This is a genomic window from Paenibacillus sp. YSY-4.3 (genome assembly GCF_054767475.1).
In genome coordinates, this window is the sequence record NZ_BAABMC010000001.1 from 557954 (window position 1) to 577928 (window position 19975).

General features: G+C 52.4%; 19 protein-coding genes. 10 read left to right on the forward strand and 9 right to left on the reverse strand.

The window, feature by feature from the left end; translation table 11 throughout:
• Positions 1–38: 38 nt before the first annotated feature.
• Positions 39–317: a hypothetical protein gene (locus ACYUJT_RS02550; RefSeq protein WP_460318604.1), complete on the reverse strand. Its 279-nt coding sequence runs from the start codon at positions 315–317 to the stop codon at positions 39–41.
• A gap of 150 nt (positions 318–467) precedes the next feature.
• On the opposite strand from ACYUJT_RS02550, the gene ACYUJT_RS02555 reads away from it, so the two are divergent.
• Positions 468–1184: an HAD family hydrolase gene (locus tag ACYUJT_RS02555; RefSeq protein ID WP_460318605.1), complete on the forward strand. Its 717-nt coding sequence runs from the start codon at positions 468–470 to the stop codon at positions 1182–1184.
• 18 nt (positions 1185–1202) lie between these two features.
• On the opposite strand, the gene ACYUJT_RS02560 is transcribed toward ACYUJT_RS02555, so the two are convergent.
• The 5 genes from ACYUJT_RS02560 to ACYUJT_RS02580 all read right to left on the reverse strand — a co-directional run bounded on the left by ACYUJT_RS02560 (position 1203) and on the right by ACYUJT_RS02580 (position 7433).
• A complete protein-coding gene (locus ACYUJT_RS02560) occupies positions 1203–2318 on the reverse strand; it encodes a YheC/YheD family endospore coat-associated protein (protein ID WP_460318606.1) in 1116 nt (371 codons plus the stop codon).
• Positions 2319–2354: 36 nt separating this feature from the next.
• Entirely contained in the window at positions 2355–3479 is a 1125-nt protein-coding gene (locus ACYUJT_RS02565) for a YheC/YheD family endospore coat-associated protein (protein WP_460318607.1), read from the reverse strand.
• Entirely contained in the window at positions 3479–4852 is a 1374-nt protein-coding gene (locus ACYUJT_RS02570; protein WP_460318608.1) for a YheC/YheD family endospore coat-associated protein, read from the reverse strand. The genes ACYUJT_RS02565 and ACYUJT_RS02570 overlap by 1 nt, the downstream gene beginning before the upstream one ends.
• Positions 4853–4928: 76 nt before the next feature.
• A complete protein-coding gene (locus ACYUJT_RS02575; protein WP_460318609.1) occupies positions 4929–6050 on the reverse strand; it encodes a YheC/YheD family endospore coat-associated protein in 1122 nt (373 codons plus the stop codon).
• Between the two features lie 15 nt (positions 6051–6065).
• A complete protein-coding gene (locus ACYUJT_RS02580; protein ID WP_460318610.1) occupies positions 6066–7433 on the reverse strand; it encodes a YheC/YheD family endospore coat-associated protein in 1368 nt (455 codons plus the stop codon).
• Between the two features lie 179 nt (positions 7434–7612).
• Here ACYUJT_RS02580 and ACYUJT_RS02585 point away from each other — a divergent pair, with 179 nt between their 5' ends.
• From ACYUJT_RS02585 to ACYUJT_RS02600, 4 genes are all read left to right on the forward strand, one after another.
• Entirely contained in the window at positions 7613–8779 is a 1167-nt protein-coding gene (locus ACYUJT_RS02585; RefSeq protein WP_460318612.1) for a DUF445 domain-containing protein, read from the forward strand.
• 30 nt (positions 8780–8809) lie between these two features.
• Complete coding sequence (locus ACYUJT_RS02590) at positions 8810–9157, forward strand: YlbF/YmcA family competence regulator (RefSeq protein WP_460318613.1); 348 nt, start codon at positions 8810–8812, stop codon at positions 9155–9157.
• A gap of 109 nt (positions 9158–9266) precedes the next feature.
• Entirely contained in the window at positions 9267–9593 is a 327-nt protein-coding gene (locus ACYUJT_RS02595; RefSeq protein WP_460318614.1) for a hypothetical protein, read from the forward strand.
• A 178-nt stretch (positions 9594–9771) separates the two neighbouring features.
• Positions 9772–11109: a DRTGG domain-containing protein gene (locus ACYUJT_RS02600; protein ID WP_460318616.1), complete on the forward strand. Its 1338-nt coding sequence runs from the start codon at positions 9772–9774 to the stop codon at positions 11107–11109.
• Between the two features lie 153 nt (positions 11110–11262).
• Here the strand turns inward: ACYUJT_RS02600 and ACYUJT_RS02605 are convergent, their stop codons facing one another.
• The 3 genes from ACYUJT_RS02605 to ACYUJT_RS02615 form a co-directional block, all read right to left on the reverse strand.
• Entirely contained in the window at positions 11263–11574 is a 312-nt protein-coding gene (locus tag ACYUJT_RS02605; protein WP_460318618.1) for a YtpI family protein, read from the reverse strand.
• Positions 11575–11664: 90 nt separating this feature from the next.
• Positions 11665–12162, reverse strand: coding sequence for a hypothetical protein (locus ACYUJT_RS02610; RefSeq protein ID WP_460318620.1), 498 nt, complete (start codon positions 12160–12162; stop codon positions 11665–11667).
• The gene (locus ACYUJT_RS02615) at positions 12159–12488 is read right to left on the reverse strand and encodes a YtrH family sporulation protein (RefSeq protein WP_460318622.1); all 330 of its coding nucleotides are present in this window, start codon (positions 12486–12488) and stop codon (positions 12159–12161) included. Before ACYUJT_RS02615 ends, ACYUJT_RS02610 begins: the two co-directional genes overlap by 4 nt.
• A 200-nt stretch (positions 12489–12688) precedes the next feature.
• On the opposite strand from ACYUJT_RS02615, the gene ACYUJT_RS02620 reads away from it, so the two are divergent.
• The 5 genes from ACYUJT_RS02620 (at position 12689) to ACYUJT_RS02640 (ending at position 19942) form a co-directional block, all read left to right on the forward strand.
• Complete coding sequence (locus tag ACYUJT_RS02620; RefSeq protein ID WP_460318624.1) at positions 12689–16474, forward strand: DNA polymerase III subunit alpha; 3786 nt, start codon at positions 12689–12691, stop codon at positions 16472–16474.
• Between the two features lie 574 nt (positions 16475–17048).
• Positions 17049–17540, forward strand: a complete 492-nt coding sequence (locus tag ACYUJT_RS02625) for a phosphatidylglycerophosphatase A family protein (RefSeq protein WP_460318625.1) — start codon at positions 17049–17051, stop codon at positions 17538–17540.
• 135 nt (positions 17541–17675) lie between these two features.
• Positions 17676–17864: a glutamate decarboxylase gene (locus tag ACYUJT_RS02630; RefSeq protein WP_460318627.1), complete on the forward strand. Its 189-nt coding sequence runs from the start codon at positions 17676–17678 to the stop codon at positions 17862–17864.
• A gap of 86 nt (positions 17865–17950) precedes the next feature.
• Positions 17951–18844 carry an acetyl-CoA carboxylase, carboxyltransferase subunit beta gene (gene accD / locus ACYUJT_RS02635; RefSeq protein WP_460318628.1) on the forward strand — a complete coding sequence of 298 codons (894 nt, stop codon included), beginning with the start codon at positions 17951–17953 and terminating at the stop codon, positions 18842–18844.
• Positions 18845–19942 carry an acetyl-CoA carboxylase carboxyltransferase subunit alpha gene (locus ACYUJT_RS02640; RefSeq protein ID WP_460318630.1) on the forward strand — a complete coding sequence of 366 codons (1098 nt, stop codon included), beginning with the start codon at positions 18845–18847 and terminating at the stop codon, positions 19940–19942. It abuts the gene before it with no gap.
• Positions 19943–19975: the final 33 nt, after the last annotated feature.

The following is a 19975-nucleotide window of genomic DNA, read 5'->3' on the forward strand; positions in this document are numbered from 1 at the left end:
AGAGAGAAAGAGGGAGTGAGCCCTCTTTCATCCTCCTTCTATTCTGTTTGTTCGCTAGCTCCGCCGAAACCAGTTTTCGGCATTTTTGTCGCTTTAGTTTTAATGCTCTTGGCTTTAATGCTTTTCGCTTTAATGCCTTTGTGATGATGAGCAGCTTTAGCTTTAGTTTTGTGCGTTGTATGAGCCTTATGCGTTTTATGCATCGACTTGGTGTGCATTTTCTTCTGCTCGTGTGGATTAGCCGGAGCTGCGCTTACAGCAGAAGCGACAGAGAATAACAAACACGCCGATAGTAGGGCTGCAGACAATTTCTTCACGGTATTTCCTCCTAGAGTTTTATTTTTCCCCACAGATAGGATATCCGCTGCACGTTTTTCTAAGCAGGAAACTTATAGTTAAACGGGGTTTACAAGGCTTGCTCTTTCGAATATCATGGGGCTAACACAACGACAGGAAGGAACGCTGACATGGAAATTACACGACTAACGAAACCCGAAGCCATGATCTTTGATATGGATGGCACGCTGTTCAAAACGGAGACGCTTCTTATCCCTGTATATCATCGTTTGTTCGATCAGCTTCGCGCAGAGAACTTGTATGAGGGAGAGACGCCTCCCGAAGAAAGGATACTTGGCGGATTAGGCATGCTGTTGGATGACATATGGAAAAGAGTGCTGCCCGACCATGACGCAATCGTACACCGGCGGGCGGACGAATTGCTGCTGGAGCTGGAGCTTATCGGTTTGAAGGAATATGTTACAGAGCTCTATCCGCAAGTGGCCGAAACGCTGAAGCAGCTCCACGAGCGCGGGGTAAGGCTTTTCGTAGCCAGCAACGGACTGGAGCATTATGTAAAAGAGGTAGCGAACTCGCACGGCATCTTCTCGCTGTTTGAGGGGATCTACAGCGCTGGCGAGCATCAGACGGCATCCAAAGTCGACTTGGTCAGGCTTCTACTTGATAACCATGGCGTGAGCAGCGCCTGGATGATTGGAGACCGCTCTTCCGATGTAGAAGCGGGCAAGGAGAACGGCCAAACCGTTATCGGCTGCGCGTATGCTGGTTTTGGTCAAGGACAGGAGTTAAGCGACTCCGATCAACTGATCTCCTCCTTCGCTGAGCTGATTGCGCTGTACGATCAGGCAGCGGAAGCGGCTGAAGCGCAGGAATCCGCCCAAAACTAAAGCAAGCCGCTCTTCCGGTTAGGAAGAAGCGGCTTTTTGTTTATGCAGCCACAGGGCGTATTCAAGCGGCTTTACAATGGCAGCCCGGTAAGCACTGGAATCGCCAGATTGGTTGAATACCTCCCGCGCCGGCTTGGGATTGACCTCGAGCAAATATACTTTACCGCTCGGATCGATCGCAAGATCAAGGGCCAGCTCACAGAGTGCGCCGTAATTGGCCTCCAGCGTCGCGGCAATATCGAGGCTCAGCCTCTCAGCCGTCCGGCGTATGTCCGCACGCTTTTCCTCGCTATGGGAGGCTTGCTTCAGCAGCGTACTCATAGGCACGGCATGCCCCCCACCGTGTAGATTGGAGGTTACGCTTCTCGGAGGGCCGACCCTTCCGGCGCAGCCGGTCACCTCCCAGTGCCCGGAGCCGTTCTTCTGAACGAGCATGCGGAAATCATGCACGCGGCCGTTGGGCAGTTTAATTTCAATTCCCTGCTGCACAAGGTAATTCTTTTGCGCTTTCCAGCGGATTAAATACGGGGCAAGTCTTGCCTTATGCATCTTCTGTGCCGGGATGATTTTTCTGCTCAGCGCTCGGCCTTGAATAAGGTAAGAGTCTTTCCCCGACCGGTCGATCCGCAGTATTCCCCTTCCGCCGGTGCCCTGCATGGGCTTAATATAAATACACGAATAATTCCGCATGATTCTGTACACATCGCTCATATTTTGAAATATGGCGCTTTCCGGCAAGTGGGGCCTGAATCTTGGCTTGCTTGACAGAAGCTGATATATCGCCCATTTATCGCGAATCGGCCGGTTTAGGAACGTAATGCTGCTGCTATAGCGATTGCGAAATCTGACCAACTGCTCGAAGCGCTTGTTTTTCTGAATGCGTGCCCGGTCGAAAATGAGGTGCGGGAAGCTGCGCCATTTTCGCGACCATTTTTTTGTTTTTAGATCATAATGCAGGGAATGAATCATTTTTTTCTCATGCTGGACATCCATCGGAGTAAATACGAAGACATCCAAACCGATTTTCTGGCCTTCGACGATCATCTTCTGGTATATATGGCGTTCCTCCAGCTGCTTATTATCGTTCATATACAGGGTCAATATGCCAAGAACAGGTTGCGACAAAACGTTCACCTTCTTTGTACGGTAGTCGGTTCACAATATTCCGGCTTAAGCGGATGGGTTCTTGGGTTGGCTTGCCAAGTACTGGCTGTATTGAAAAATTCGTTCGAGCGACTTTTTACGGATTTGCGGTTCATCGAATTTCATCGGTTTGCTGTTCGCCTCAAAAAACCACATGTTTCCTTCCATATCGATGCCGAGATCCATCGACATTTCGCCAAGAACATGTTTTGAAGATTTTTCGATCTGCTTGGCGATGAGCACGGCGTTGGATTTCAGGCGGTTAAGGATTGATGTCGTCATCTCGCTCCCGAATGTAGGAGTTAGCAGCTTTTCAGGAGATTCGATGCTGCCGCCTTGAGGAACATGGGTGGTGATTCTCTTTGCGCCAGCGAGCCGTGCGCCGACTCCAGTGACCATCCATGCGCCTTTCCCTGTTTTTTGCACGAGTATGCGCAGGTCGAAATTGCGGTCCCGGTACGTAGCGAGCTGAATAGCTTCCTGCATGACATACGGCGCTCTTTTCATTTCCCTTTTTATTCGTCTCCATAGCAGGTCTAATTTAGCGGTCCGGTAAACGATATGCCTGTATTTCTGGCCCTGGATCGTTAAGCGGTAAGGTTTTTCATGTTCCGGATCATATTGCAGGAGCATGATTCCTTTGCCGGCTTTGCCGCATTCCGGCTTTAAATAGAGGTGCCCGTAAATTTTGATCATGAGTTCAAGCGTTCCGGGATCAAGCAATCTCTTAGTGTCAGGGACGAACACTTTGGTGGAACGGTTCTTCTTGAGCCAATCGCCCACCTTGCGTTTATTAAAAAAGTAGGGATTGTAGATGTGGATCGTCTTATGCTGAATACATTCTTTGATTTTTTTGCGGACAAGTCGTTTTCCCTCGTCTTCCCGCTGTGGAATCCGGTTATAAATGACATCGGGAAGAGGAAACCATTGCTTAAACCAGGCTTTATTTTCGGGACTGTATTGATAGCCTCGGATTCGCTTGGCTGAGAACTTCAAATCTTTCGTAGTCACGACATAAACGGGAAAGTCAAAATCTTTGCCAGTGTTCAGAATATCTTTGAAGTTGGCTTTATTTCCACGGAACAGGCATTCGGGATCTTCTACGGTCAGTACGGCAACGACTGGCTTTCTATCGGCTAAGAGCTGGCTCATCAGCCTTCCCTCCTGCGGAATTTACTGAGATAGAGGCAGTGCTCCAAAATATGCTCAACGGACGCTTTGCCCTCGGCCTTCAAGGATGGATGCTGGAAAATAGATCTTCCCGGTTTGGCATTGGCCTCGAACATCCATATTTTCTCGTCCTTGTCTATCCCGATATCGAAGCCGATTTCACCAATCAGATGCTGTTGGTGATACTCGATAGCTTCGGCCAGCGTAATAGCTACGCTCTTGGCATGCCGAAGCACTTCGTCGGCTCTTGAGCCGAAGGCGCGGCCAAGCGCCTGTTCGGGGGTCAGCAATGAACCTCCGTTCTTAAGATGGGTCGTTACGCTGCCTTTTCCCGCTTTCTTGGCCCCGATGCCGACAACGACCCAATTGTTCCTGCCGTTCTTATGCATATGGAACCGGAAGTCGATGGGGCAGCCGTCAATTTCAATAAGACGGATTCCCTGCTGCGCTACGTAGCTCCTGAGCACGCGGCCATGCCTCGCATGCAGGGTTCGTATCATGCTGTTAAAGGAGTTAAAGCGCAGCAGCGCGTTTTTTCCTCTCAAACGGTAGCGGGCATAATAACCGCTTCTGGGAATATAAGATAGTCTGTAGATGCCATGTCCTAGGCTTCCGTTATTCGGCTTGTAATAAATGAGCGAATGACGGTCGAGTAAATCCTTAATTTGGTCGGGTGTAGGGTTCATAATTGATTCTGGCACATAACGGTTGACGGTAGGGTCCCTTTCCAGCAGCTTATATATATCCGATTTGTTAAAAAAGCTCCAGTTGAAGAATGGAATTTTCTTACGGATGAATCGCTCACGGAGGAGACCGATGGACGAAGTCGTTTCTGCCCGGCGGCTGGGCAGGCGGTTATATACGACATCCGGCAATGGTACTACTTTGCGGTAAAAGCGTCCGGATTCGTTCAAAAAGTGGCCGTTGACGGTTTCCTTTTCCCAGTTGATATCACGCGGGGTAAAGGCAAAAATATAAGACTGTTTGCTCCCTTGCTTCAGAAGCTGCTTGATGAAGGTTGTTCTAGAACCGAACCGGTTTTGGGAGGAGCTTGCGGAGCCGTCTGATAGTATGCCGATTAGAGGGCCGAGCTGTACTTCGCCATCTTGAAGGCTGCGAAGATACACGGCTCCCGATTTCGGAATTTTAATTCCTTTGCGAACGCCCGAAGCAAGGTAGAGATGATTGCCTGGTTTGCTAATCGGTTTGACTGTTGCAGGAATGCGGTCTTGGCCCAGCCTGAGATGAACGGACTTCTTTCCTGATAATTTCAGGTTCTTCATTAATGATCCCGACACGTAGACGACCCTCTGGGGCTGCTGCGTGAAATGGACATTGCAGTAAGTCAAACTCATGAATTTATCCTCCTAATCGTTTTGCGAAGCAAAACAGCTGCTAGAGCCCAGACTCAAAGCCTAATGCTTCATCAGGCTAGGCTAGAGTTTTGCGAAGCAACAAGTATCGAGCGTACTGTATCGGGTTTTCCACGGATTTTCGAGCTCCATGCATATCGCCGATGCGGAAGAAGGATGATCTGCCCGGCTTGGAATTGACCTCGAGAACCCATACTTGCCCTCCCGGTTCAACGCCAAAATCGATCCCGAGCTCTGCAAGTCGGCCGAAATGGGATTCCAAATGTTCCGGAATCGCCGTCGCCAGATTACGAATGATTTCTACGGTCTGAACTCCGAGCTGTTCGCCGAGTTCTTTGGTCAGGTAAGGGATTGCTCTATGCGCGGTTCCGCCGCCATGCAGGTTAGAGGTAAGGGAATGCTTGCGGCCGGCCCGTACTGCCATACCTGTCATGCTCCACATGCCATTTTCATTTTTTTGCATCAGTACTCTGACATCGAAGGGTTCCCCCTTGCTATTGTTCAGCTGCAAATAGGGCTGCAGCAGGAAAGCCCTGGCCCCGATGAACCGGTGTATCCAAACCAGTCCACCTTCCCTAGTGCGGAATCTTTTGCGGAACAGTTGATTGCTGCCGTCTCTGCCGGTAATCATCAGCCCATCTCCCCATTTTCCCTCGGTATTCTTCACATGCAATGTCCGCTTCCCGTGCGTACCGTTTTGCGGCTTTAGGAAGGCTTCTCCTTTATGTGCAAACAGCCACTGGTTCAAATGGTCGGGGCTTTCATAACGAACCGTATCTGGGAGATAGGAGACAATGGTGCGATGTTTTTTGAGTGCTTGGTAGACAGACCATTTGCCGGCTAGAGCGCGAGTTAAATAAACGAAGGGCTGCTGGTCCGTAAGGAGCTCCAGGCAGCGCTGCTTGCGACGCTGCTGTCTTTTGTCAGGGGAAATGCACCGATCGTAAATAATTTCCGGGGCCGGAAACAGCTTTCGTATCCATTTCCCGTTTTCAAACGTATATCCAGGGATGCTCCTGCTGCCTGGGGTTACCCATCCGGGGCAAAAAACGTATATCGTCATTCTCTGCCGATGGCCGATATGACATAATTTGCGGCAAAATGCCGCTTCCGCAAAAGGGAGGGGGCCAGCGCATTCGCATACCATGATGCCTACAATACCTTGAGAAAAGCGGTTCATCGAAGTCCTCCTTGCTTAGAAGCCGGACAGAAAGCGTGAATATTCGATTACTTGCGTGACGGAAGGGCGTATTTTGCTTCCGCCAAGCGGCGTATTATCGTTCTTTGAAGGTTTGGAATTCACTTCAAGCAGCCATATGCGGCCATGTTGGTCAACCGCGAGATCTATGCCTAGTTCTCCGAAATGTGCAGGAATTTGTTCATCGATGCCAAATGCGATATCGAGGGCCGCCTTCTTCAGCCTGGCGCTTAATTTCTTCTTGGTTGCCGGCGGAAGCGTGCTGCGTGATATCGCGCTCCTCAGCGTGCAGAGAGAGCCGCCTCGCGCCAGGTTGGATACGAAATGCTGATCATTCGCAACCCGGGCAACGATGGAGGTAACGCTCCATTTGCCAAACCTGTTCTTCTGCACCAATGCCCTGAAATCCACGGGCCGCCGGTCCATGAGCATCAAATGAAGTCCTTGCTGGATCTGGTATCGTGTCGACTTCATTTTCCCGGATAAGGCTGCAAACAACTTAGAGAGACTGGCGTAATTTTGTTTCTGGGTGCCGCCCACTTGGGCGGTCAGCGTCTGATATCCGCCGCCATCGAGCCGGGATATACGAATAATTCCTTTGCCGAGGCTGCCTTTGATCGGCTTGAGGAACACGATGGGATGCTTGCTGCACATTGATTTCAGCATGGCGTAATTGCGGAACAAATGTGATTCCGGCATATATCCGGACACTGAAGGAGCCTTGCCAAGCGCATCGAATACCTCAGTCTTATCTAGAAATTTTTCATTGAAATAATGGCTGCCGTAGAGGGATTTTACTTCTTTCATGAAATGCTGTACGCTAGGTTTATTCTCCAATTTGCGCGATGTCAGGCGATTATAGAACACATTTGCGGCAGGAAGCTCGGTTTTCTTCCAGTCATCTGCATATAGCCATCCCGTCACCTTTGAGCTGCTGCTTCCGATGTGGGACGGGGTAAAGAAATAAACAAAGACCCCTTGTCGTTGACAAGCATTAGCAAGTTCCCGGCAGAACTGGGTGATTGGGCCAAAAGGTCTTTCCGGTGTATCGGGGTAATCCTGGCTGATCAGGACTCCGATGATCGGACCAAGCTGAATGGTGGATGACTGGGGACGATAAAAGATCCGAAGCGTCGACCTCGCTGGAAGAGCCATGTTTTTGGCAAGTCCCTGGCTGATCCTTATCCCGTCTAGCCGGGATAAGGAAATGACTTTGACATTTTGCCGGAATGAACCGAAGGATAGCTGAAGCGGATGATTGGTCGGAATCTTCAACTGCTTGATTAGCAGCTCTCCGAGCACGAGACAGTCATCCTCCAGCAAACCCGGTTTCATGATTTGTATCTTAATTTTTTTGGAGTGCATGAAGCGGATCTCCTTCCAAGCTTAGGCTTGATGTCTTGGATGCGTCTTCGTAAATACATGTAATGCATCATATGAGGACATAGAATCCTTGGTGATTAACCTATCTTTGAAATAACTTTGCAGAGCTTATGAATGCGTATCGGAAATATTCTGTAGGGACATACAGGGAGGATTTAAGGTTGGCAGATTGGTTATACATTGTAGTCAGCGTCGCTATAGCTGGTTTTGTTGGCGGAGTCACGAATCATTTTGCAATAAAAATGCTTTTTCACCCGAGAAATCCGGTCATGATCGGCAAATGGCGCGTTCCGTTTACGCCAGGCCTTATTCCGAAGCGGAGGGAAGACATTGCGGAGTCTTTAGGCAATGTGGTCTCCGATTACCTGGTTACGGCGGAAGGGCTGCAAGAAATGGTGATGCGGCCGGAGTTCCGGCATCAGGCGGAGGAGAAGCTGGGCGAATTATTAAACCGCTGGGCCAGCAGCAGCCTGTCGGTGAAGGAAGCGGCCATGCGAATCTGGTCGGAAGAGGAATGGGAAGCGGTTAAGGACAAATTGGCGTCGGCTCTCGGGGCAATTCTTCAATACGGCTTCCGGCATGCATGGCATAAATATGAATGGGAACAGAGACCGCTGAAAAGCTTGGTCCCAGGCTGGTCGGACGATAACCGGCAATTGTGGAGCGAAGCGGCAGCCAGCGTGATCCTAGATGCCGTAGCGGAGGAACTGCTCTCCTCACAAGGTCAGCGGATGCTCGCCAAAATGGCCTCCGGCCTAGCGGACAATACAGGGGGATTTCTCGGTACGATGGCCGCGATCTTCATGGACGAAGAGAAGCTGGTTCAGAAGCTGACGCCTACCTTTGTCCGTGCTTTGCAGGGCGAAGAAGCCCGCGTGAAGGTCGCCTCCGTGATTAAGGCACGAATGGAAGCATATGGCGAGAAACCGCTCGGCGAGCTGCTGCGCTCTTTGGCGGGAAGCGAGCCGGAAGCCTGGATCGGGCAGAAACTGGATAAGCTCCCTTTTGAAGCGTGGATTACCAAGGCTGAGAGCGTGAAGCTGGCCTCATTGCTTGAGCCGTGGCAGGGTCAAGCGGCAGCCGCGGTTCCCGGCCTTGCGGACCGCCTGCTTCGCCTGATTGCCCGCGTCATACCGTCTGCGATGAAGGCGATCCGTCTGCCGCAGCTCGTGAAGGAGCAGGTTCAGAAGTTTCCTGTGGAACGGCTGGAGGAGGTAATACTCAGCGTCTCCGGCAAGGAATTTAGAGCCATTACCTGGCTCGGTGTACTGTTAGGCGGCATGATTGGGCTGATCCAGTCCATACTGCTGCTGTGGGTTGGACGTTAACGATTTATTACATTTTAGGAGGATATAACAATGAACATTTATGACAAAGCACATGAGCTGGCAAAGGCGCTTAAAGAGAGCCAGGAGGTGTCCGACATCACTTCGGCAATAAAGCTGGTGGATGCTGACCCAGAAAGCAAACGGATGCTGGACGATTTTCGCCAGAAGCAAAATGAAGTACAGCAGCGGATGATGAGCGGCGACATGCCGTCTCCCGAGGAAATGGAGCAAATGGAAAAGCTGTTCGAGGTGTTGAGCTTGAATTTGAACATTCGCCGTTTATTTGATGCCGAGCGCCGTCTTAGTGTCATCATTCAGGATGTGAACAAAATTATCACGGACAGCCTGCAGCATTTGTACGGTTCGGAGCTTTCTTAATCCGGACGCGTAATACTATTTTTTTGGTCAAGTCTCATATTAGCCGCATCTCCTTCATAGAGTAGAAATATAGATTCGTTTATAGATTCGGATGAAGGAGCTGTGGATGATGAAAACAATGAAAGCACTGCAACTAATCAAGAAGGAAAAAAAGCGGAACAAATGGAAGCACGCGATCTATTTGATCTTAGCCCTGGGAATGCTCATATATGCTCTTCCTCTGATCTCATTTGATCCGGGCGCAGGCTGGCTGTCGATCTTTGGCATCGTTTGGGCGGCCTTTGCCTTTATGGTCGTTGGCGCGCATCTGCACTTTCTGCTGGGCGTGAGCGATGAGAAGCAGCGTTCCCTCGAAGCCGTTCGCCGGGCCAAGCTGCGCGAATGGCAGAGCAGGCTGCAGAAGAAGGAATGGCCGGCGGAGAGCAAGCAAGGATAGGGCAGTCGGTTCAGAATGATCCTGCTTGTACCCTCAGGCTATTTGTCCGCAATAACCGTAAAGTGTGAGAACCGCACCTTAATGATCGGCATAGCCGGCAACAGGGTGTGGTTTTTTTGTGATAGAATTGTGTATAATAGATACAGATTGGTACAGATTTGAACGGGGGGTGTAACAGTTGCAAGGGCATGAGGAGAGCATTACAAAGCACGAACAACTGCTACAGTATATCGAGGGACTGAAGATCGGCACGAAAATTTCAGTCCGCAAATTGGCGCGAAGCATGGGCGTCAGCGAGGGGACGGCCTACCGCGCGGTTAAGGAAGCGGAGAATCTCGGCATCGTCATTACGAAAGAGCGGATCGGCACGGTGCGGGTCGAGAAGAAGCCGCGCAACATTTCGGATCAGCTTACCTTCGGGGATGTCGTGGAGATCGTCGAGGGGCATGTGCTCGGGGGCGGGGAAGGCTTGGATAAGACGCTGCACAAATACGTGATCGGCGCAATGAAAATCGACGCCATGGCCCGGTACATCGACGCCGGAAGCCTGTTGATCGTCGGGAACCGTGAGGACGCGCATTCTTTGGCGTTGGAGCAGGGTTCCGGAGTGCTCATTACCGGTGGATTCGGGACGAGCCGTGAAGTGAAGGCGCTCGCGGACAGGTTGAATCTGCCGATCATCTCTTCCAGGCATGATACGTTTACCGTGGCTTCGATGATTAACCGGGCGCTCTTCGACCGGCTGATCAAGAAGAAGATTATGCTGGTCGAGGATATCGTCGCCGCCAAGCCGAGACCAAACATGCTGAAGGTGAACAGCAATATTTCAGATTTTGACCAGCTGTCACTTGAAACGGGCATGCAGCATTTTCCGGTCGTGGATGAGTGGAACCGGGTCATCGGCATCGTCAGCCGCAAGAACGTCGAGGAAGTCGGGGGCGGAGACCATCACATCGAGAAATGCATGGTCCGCCATCCGATTACGGTTGGGCTGCAAACCTCGCTGGCTTCGGCGGCGCAGATTATGGTGTGGGAAGGCATCGACTTCCTGCCCGTTATCGACCGCAACCGGAAGCTCGTCTCCTCCGTCACCCGTAAAGAGGTGCTGCAGGCGATGCGGGATGCCCGCAATGAGCCACAGCTTGGCGAGACGTTTGAACATTTGATGTGGAACGGCTTCGTCGAGGAGCGGGACGAGGAGGGACGGCTGTTCTTCCACGGCATCATCACGCCGCAAATGTCGACGGATATCGGGACGATTTCCCATGGTGTGCTGACCTCGATCATGACCCAAGCCGGCCTGATTGCTGCCAAGGATGCCGGCGGCGGGGATTATGTCGTCGATCATTTGACGACTTATTTCGTCCGGCCTGTGCAAATCGAGAACGCCGTTGTCATTACGCCGGTCGTACTGGAGACGAGCCGCCGGGCGTGCAAGCTGGAAATCGTCATTACCCATCATGACTTGCTGGTTTCCAAGGCGGTTATGACACTGCAGTCGATCGATCATGCTTGATCCATGCACGTACATCCTGTGCATAGTCCAAGCTTAACGGCGGCTAGATGGCAATGGAAGAACTTCTGAAATAGCAGCTATTAACGACAAAGGACAATGCCTGTTAAGCGCAGGATTGTCCTTTTTTGTGATATGAAAAAGCATAGGAATTTTCTAGGATTTGTTGGATTCGGGGTTATAACGCGACCAGAGCCCGTGATTGCGGATGCCGGCAAAAATATTAAAGGCGCCCAGCACCATGAAAATGGCACCGATCACAACGCGAATCGACGAACCGCTGAAGATAAACATTTGGATCAAAGCAAGAACTACGAGCATGAAGCCCATGCTGATATTCATTTTAGCCGCAGACAGGCCGCGAATTTTACCATCTATGGAACGTCGGGACTTGAAGCTGAAGAAGACGGCGAACACGCATGAAATCAACAGTCCGGCATACAACACGTATTGAATACTTTCGATCATGGAACGGGAACAGCTCCTTTTTTTGCAAGTGGCTTTGAAATGATGGCGTAAACTACGCAATATTCATTGTAATCGCATACGGACAAAAAGTCAGCCCCTGATATAAGGCCGCATGTCCACCCACACCTGAAGTACTCCCTCGCTGACGAGCATCGTTTTGATCTGGATGCTGTACTCTTTGTCGCGGACAGTATAAATTTTGCGGTCAAGCAGGGTCCGGGCCATTTTGCCGTCCGAATCGATTTCGAAAATGCTTCTGCCGCGCAGCACATCAAGCTCTTCATGCAGCTGCTGCACGACCTCCTTAACGGCGAGCGAATCGAGCGGAGGATCGCGTTCCTCGACACGGATTTTGACTTCTTTAATAACCGTCGATCTCTTATTGTATTTTTTCAGCGTCTTGTTATCCTCTTCCGCTTGGTACAGCTGGATTTGCAGGTCCTTGTTCTGAATCCAGAGCGTGTTGTAATTCGTTTGGTAAATGATGTTGTACACGATGCTTCCTGTAACCATCCCTAGTATGAAAACCGCCGTCAACTGCATAAACCGCCGGAACCCTTCCATCGTTGGCCGATGAAACGGACTCATCCCCGACTGCCTCCGCATACCCACCGGACAAGCTCTGATCCCATATGGGCCCCCAGGAAGGCGAATATTAAATAAAGTATTTGTTTGATCGCCGGCGATAAGTTTCCGTCAAAAAAATTGCTTTCGATGACGCGCATCGGATCGATTGTCCCTCCTACCGCGGCTGCCAGCGCCCAAATCTTAATCCGATCCGCCACATCCAGCATCGTTTGGGTTGGCGGCTGCAGGGATATGACGGCACCAATCCCTCCAACCATTGCCCCGCCCAGCACGATGCCGAAAGCGATAAAGAAGTCCATCACCGCTTTGGTCAGAAACGTGCTCATGCTTCAAACTCTCCTTTCTATTGGCCAACTTATTTCCGTAAGCCATCCGGCCTCGATTCGCTTGTCCTCTTTACCATTGTATGGGCGCTTTTCAGCCCAATATGATAAAATATTTTGAGAGGATGTTTAACTTGATTTATATCAGGATGTTTAACTTGATTTGTTGATCATGGGGATTGTTTTGGAAAGGAAGGAGACGCATGGACGAATTTGTTCATTTGCACGTGCATAGCGAGTACAGTCTGCTGGATGGCGCCGCCAGACTTCAGGATTTGGTAGCCAAAGCGGCAAACTTCGGGATGAAGGCGCTGGCGCTGACCGATCACGGAGTCATGTACGGGGCGGTTCCTTTTTATAAATATTGCAAGGCAAACGGCATTAAGCCGATCATAGGCTGCGAGGTGTATTTTACGGCAGGCTCGCGGAAGGAACGGGGAACGCGGAAAGATCAGCCGATCCACCATTTGATCCTGCTGGCCAAGAATGAAACGGGCTATAGGAATCTGATGAAGCTGTCTTCCATTGGCCATCTGGAGGGCTTTCATTACAAGCCGCGGATCGATTGGGAAGCACTGGAGCGGCATAGCGAGGGATTGGTATGCCTGAGCGCCTGCCTTGGCGGAGAGGTGCCACACCATTTGCTGCATGGCAGGTACAGCGAGGCACGGAAAGCCGCTGAGCGCTACCAGGCGGTATTTGGCGAAGACTTCTATATCGAGCTTCAGGATCACGGCATTCCGGAGCAGAAAAAAGTGCTCCCCGAGCTGATCAAGCTCGCCCGGGAGCTGGGCGTGCAGTTGGTGGCTACCAACGATGTGCACTATTTGAACCAAGAGGATGCCGAGGTGCAGGATGTGCTGATTTGCATCGGAACAGGCAAAACGGTAGAGGACGAGGAGCGGCTGCAAATCCCGACCGATCAGCTGTATCTCAAAAGCGGCGCCGAGATGGCGGCGCTGTTCCCGTATATCGCCGATGCGGTCGCGAATACGAAGGCTATTGCCGACAAGTGCAATCTTGAGCTCCAGTTCGGACGACATATTCTGCCTGCTTACCGGCCGATTCCGGACGGGGTGACCGCTGAATCCTATTTGGCCTCCTTATGCCAGCAGGGGCTTGAGGAGAGATATGGGCATCTTAGCGATTGGCAGCAGGAGCATTCGAGAGAACAGCTGCAGCAGCGGCTGCATTATGAATTAAGCGTCATAAGCAGCATGGGCTTCTCGGATTATTTTCTGATCGTTTGGGACTTCATCGCCTACGCCCACAGACAGGGCATCGCCACCGGCCCGGGTCGCGGCTCCTCAGCAGGGAGTCTTGTCGCTTACGTGCTGAAGATTACCGATGTTGACCCGATGAAATACAATCTGCTGTTTGAGCGGTTTCTTAATCCTGAACGGGTGACGATGCCGGATATCGATATTGATTTCAGCGACGAACGACGGGACGAAGTCATCGCTTATGTCGCGGATAAATACGGAGCCGAGCATGTGGCGCAAATCATTACATTCGGAACGATGGCGGCGCGCGCTGCGGTGCGGGACGTCGGCCGAGTGCTGAACGTTCCGTTCGGCGAAGTGGATAAAGTCGCGAAGCTGATTCCCGGCAGCCTTGGCATGACGATCGAGCGGGCGATTCGGGAGATCCCGGAGCTGAAGGGGCTCTATGAGTCGCAGCAGCGGATTCAAGGCTTGCTCGACATGGCCCGGAAGGTGGAGGGGATGCCGCGCCACGCCTCAACTCACGCGGCTGGGGTCGTGATTTCCCGCGATCCGCTGACAGATACGGTGCCGCTGCAGGCCGGCGGTGAAGGGACGCCGCTTACCCAGTATTCCATGGAGCATCTGGAGTCGATCGGGCTGCTCAAGATGGACTTTCTGGGGCTGCGAACGCTATCGATTATCGAGCGCTGTATGAACTGGATCCGCGAGCAGGAAGGGGAGGTGCCTGATTTTCGCCGAATTCCCGATGACGACCTGCAGACATATGAAATGCTAGGCCGGGGAGAGACGACGGGTGTGTTCCAGCTTGAGTCTGCGGGGATGAGGCGGGTGCTCAAGGACTTGAAGCCCTCCACGTTCGAGGATATCATTTCCGTTCTTGCCCTGTATCGGCCGGGTCCGATGGATTTCATTCCGAAATTCATCGCAGGCAAGCACGGGCAGACCGCCGTGGAATATCCGCATGCCGATCTGGTCCCGATTTTAAAGGATACGTACGGCATTATCGTCTACCAAGAGCAAATCATGCAGATTGCTTCGATGATGGCCGGTTTTTCGCTCGGCGAAGCCGATTTGCTGCGCCGGGCTGTCTCGAAGAAGAAACGTGAGGTGCTGGATGAAGAGCGGAGCCATTTTGTAACGGGAAGCCTGGCCCAGGGATACCAAGCAGAGGATGCGAATGCCGTTTACGACATGATCGTGCGCTTCGCCGACTATGGATTTCCCCGGGCGCATGCTGCGGCCTACGGGGTGCTGGCTTTCCAGACGGCATATTTGAAGACGCATTTTCCGGTTCATTTCATGGCATCGATGCTGACAGCCGTCATGGGCAGCCACCGCAAGGTGGCCGAGTACATTATTGAATGCCGCCGGATGGGGATCACGGTGCTTCCTCCGGATGTAAATGAGAGCGGCATTTTGTTTACACCGCGGTTGATCGATAGCTCAGGCGGGGAGGCGGCACGACAAGCTGCTCTGGCGGGAATGCCGCTGGCCCCAGTAGGGGCCGCAGCTCATGACGCGGAAGAGCCTGGGATTGCGGCAGAAACGTCCGTTCCAGCTGCCGAACAGGGATTACAGGGCGTAATCCGCTTCGGCCTGGCCGCGATCAAGAACGTTGGCACCCAGGCGATGGAGAGTATTTTGCGGGAGCGCCGGGAGCGTCCTTTCGACAGTCTGCTGGATTTTTGTAGGCGGGTCGATCTTCGCACCTGTAATAAGCGGGTCATCGAGTCTCTTATTCAAGGCGGCGCTTTTGATTCGCTGCCAGGTCACCGGGCCCAACTGCTCGCTATGCTGGACGAGACAGTGGAGGCGGCGCTCAAATGGCGGAAGGAGCGGGAGGATCTGCAAATTCAGCTGTTTGATTTCGTGGAAACACCGAACTGGAACATTGAATATCCAGATATCCCGCCATTCAGCGCCGGGCAGCAGCTGGATTTGGAGCGGGAACTGCTCGGCTTGTATCTGTCCGGCCATCCGCTGGATGATTATGACGAGATGCTTGAAGGCGAAGGGATCGAGCGGCTGATGGATCTTGCGGAGGGTACTGATGGCAGCAGGGTCGTCGTCGCCGGCATGGTTGTGTCGGTGAAGACGATCACGACCAAACAGGGCAAAGCGATGGCCTTCATGGAGCTGGAGGATCAGGTCGAACGCTGTGAGGTCGTGCTCTTCCCTGAGGTATGGCGGCGCAGCGGGGAACTGGTCGCCAAGGGCGCCCTGCTGGCGCTGCGCGCTACCGTCCAGCAGCAGGACGAAGGCTTCAAGCTGCTGGCCGACGAGCTCGCGCCGCTGAGCGCCGCGAGCCTGGCGCAGCTTCGGCGCAGCCGCGGGGCGGCACCCCGCGGCGCGGGCGGGGCCAACGCGCAGCCGCAGCCTGCAGCCCGGCGCGGGCCTGACGCCGCCCTGGCGGCGTCATCCCGCGTGGCTGCAGCGCAGCGCAGCGAGGCCCTAGGGGCTGCGGCCGAATTGGCCGCGCAGCCACGCAGCCAGGCGGCCGCGGCTTCGCCGGGCGCCCGCGATGCGAAGACGCCAGCGCAGCGCGTCTTCATCAAGATTTCGGCGGCGGCGGAGAACGCCCGCCTGCTGGAGAAGCTGAAGGCGCTGCTTCAGCTTCATGCAGGGCCCGTGGCCACGGTGCTCTATTATGAGAGCACCGGGAAGCTGCTTGCGCTGAGCGAGCGCTACAGCATCAAGCCAACTCCGGAGCTGTTCCGGGAGATGGAGAATATGCTTGGCGCCGGAACGGTCAAGATCAAATAGAGCCGGATATGCTGGTACACGGTATCGTGCTGTCATGATGGCGGTCCATCGCCCCCATGCGCAGCAGGGCTGTACGAGCGCTTCTAGCGTCGGCTTTGTCTGTTGAATGGTTTTGTATCCAAGGCATTTCCGAAGCGGCTAAAAGGGCTTCTGGGGCTTTATATGCCGCATACGGCATGTACGTTTGAGAGAGCTTCTGCTTATTAAGCCGAAAGAGCCTTATCCCCTAATTTGAGGATAAGGTTCTTTTTTGTTCAGGTTTACCTGTTCCTACAATTGAAACTGCGGGAGTGCATGGCTGTCCTCATACTCCTGTCCCTCATTCTATTAAAATATTTACGCGGCAGTTTTTACGAACATTCTGAGTAGTCCCTGCATACACTTATGAACACAACATCTGTGTTGTCCCACATGATTTTGGCTGGACGCCGCTTATTTAATCGCAAGGAGTCTACAGGCGTTGGTAGACGCCAAGACGGTGAACGGCTTGAAAGCTAGCTAATGGGAAGGGCGAGCGAAAGACAGGCGAAGAAATAGTACGCAAGCTTAATTGGGAATGCGGGAGGAATGACGGATGTCGTATGAAGTGGCTAAGGCTCAACTGCTCAGCAGAGGGGTTGCTTTGGAGGATATTGCCGAGATTGTTTATTCGCTGCAAGCGGTCTATCATGCCGATCTGACGATGGAGAAGTGCCTGGATAGTGTAAAGGCCGTCTTGCAGAAACGGGAAGTTCAATATACGTTATATACAGGGATTGCGCTGGATGAAATGGCGGAGAGGAAACTTTTGCCGGAGCCGCTGCAGGCGATCATGGAGGCCGATGAACCGCTCTATGGAGTCGATGAGACGATGGCGCTGGGGATTACCAGCGTGTTTGGCATGATCGGGTTGACGAGCTTCGGCTATCTGGACAAGGTTAAACCCAAAATCATAGGCAAGCTGAATGAGAAAAAAGGAGAACGGATTCACGTTTTTCTCGATGACTTGGTTGCAGGGCTGGCGGCTGCGGCGTCGGCACGGATTGCCCATAAGAGCGATTCGGCGAACGATTATTCCGCGACTTGAGGCTCACTTTTCCACAGTCCACCTGTCCAATGAAAATTAGCTAGTGCCCCTTTGTTGCGGGATTTTTGAAAATTATGTTATCATTACTCTATTATACGGGCTCAAAACGAAAGGTTAGGGGGCTTTGGTAAGGACATGTGGACTGTAATGTACATTGCGCCTACCGCCAAAATTGCGGATATGATTAAATCGAGGCTAACGGAAGAAGGCTTTCTCGTCCAAACACGTCCTGTTAATTTATCAAAACAGCAATTTGAAATTTTGGTTCCTTCGGGCGAGCTCGAAGAGGTTCAAGAAGTGCTGAATACCATTTTGCATCCTTGAGTACAAGGTGAGGGCAAATCAGTAAAAGCGATGTATCCTTGACTGTAGGTGCGGCCTATTAAATTAACGGCTGAAGAGGTGTAGTTGTGTTTAAAGATTTGTTCCATAAAAAAAGAAAATACGCGACCATTCCTTCAGGAAGTCTAGGGAATGAAGACAGTGTACAGCCGGAGGAAAGACCCAAGCGCGAAATTCCAGAAGGCCTAATGAATAAATGCGGCAATTGCGGGAGTATTCAATACAGCAAAGAACTGGAAAAGAACTTGAAGGTGTGTCCTTCATGCGGATACCATATGCGCTTGAATGCGCTTGACCGGATTCGCATTACGCTGGATGAGGGCAGCTTCGTCGAATATGATGCTGACCTGATTTCTGTGGATCCGTTGGAGTTTCCGGGCTATGCCACGAAGCTGGAGCAGCAGACGCTGAAATCTGGCCTTCGCGAGGCGGTAGTCACCGGACAAGGGACGATTGGAGGCCTGCCTGCGGTCGTAGCTGTCATGAGCTTCGATTTCTTTACGGGGAGCATGGGTTCCGTTGTCGGGGAGAAAATTACCCGGGCGATCGAGGCTGCTATGGATAAGCGGCTTCCGCTTATCATCTTCTCCACCTCGGGCGGTGCCCGCATGCAGGAGAGCATTCTCAGCTTAATGCAAATGGCCAAGACCAGTGCGGCTCTGGCCCGCTTGAATGAACAAGGCGGACTCTACATTTCGGTCATTACGGACCCGACCACAGGGGGCGTATCGGCTAGTTTTGCTATGCTTGGAGATATTATTATCGCTGAGCCTGGAGCGGTCTTCGGCTTCGCAGGCCGGATCGTCATTGAGCAGACGATTCGCCAGAAGCTGCCGGATGACTTTCAGACCGCGGAATTCAATTTGCAGCATGGACAGCTGGACATGGTCGTCCATCGCAAAGAGATCAAAGCGACGCTATGCAAACTGCTTGATCTGCACGGCGTGAAGGGAGGAGTATAAGTGGCTGGAGAATTGCCTTTCGAAACGTCCCTCGTGAAGCTTCGCGAGAAGATTCAGGAGCTTGAGCAGTTCGGCAATGAGAAGGGAATCGATTTCACGGAAGAAATCGCGAGGCTGGAGGAACGCTACAAGCAGCTTGAGGACGAGATTTACAGCAATATTTCCCCTTCCCAGAAGATGCATTTGGCGCGTCATCATCAGCGTCCTACGTCGCTTGATTTGATAAATCTCATCTTTACCGATTTTATCGAATTGCATGGTGACCGTGTATTCGGCGATGATTTGGCCGTTGTCGGCGGATTGGCCAAATTGAACGGCATGCCGGTAACGGTGATCGGGCAGCAGCGGGGCAAGGACACGAAGGATAACATAGCCCGTTTCTTCGGCAGTCCGCATCCGGAAGGCTTCCGCAAAGCGCTGCGCTTAATGCAGCAGGCGGACAAGTTCAGACGCCCGATCATTACGTTCATCGATACCAAAGGAGCTTATCCCGGCATTACTGCCGAGGAGCGGGGACAGTCCGAAGCGATCGCCCGCAACCTTCGCGATATGGCGATGCTGCGCGTGCCCGTTGTGTGCGTAGTCATTGGCGAAGGCGGCAGCGGGGGCGCTCTTGCGTTAGGCGTCGGGAACCGGGTTGTCATGCTGGAGAACGCCATTTACTCCGTTATTTCTCCGAACGGAGCGGCCTCCATCTTGTGGAAGGACGCCTCCAAAGCCGATCAGGCCGCGGAAGCGATGAAAATTACGGCTCAGGACCTGCTTTCGATGGAAGTCATCGAAGAAATCGTGCCCGAGCCCCGCGGGGGAGCGCATCGGGATTACGAGTCTACAGCGGAATCGATCAAGGATGCTCTGGTGCGCCAGCTTGAGGTGTTGTCCGAGCTGAATGCGGACGAGCTTCTTGAAGACCGGTACCGTAAATTCCGGAAAATCGGCCGTTTTGCCGAGGCGCGTAAATCCGACGAGCGTACGGAAGAACCGGTAGTGGATGCCCGCCAAGGCACAGCCGAAGCCGCCTTGGAGACCGTGGATAAAAATGAAAAAGACATAGAGAAAAGCGACGTAACAGACGCTGCGACAGTGGGTAATGAGTAGTATAAAAAAAAGTATAAAATGCCCAGGATCTTG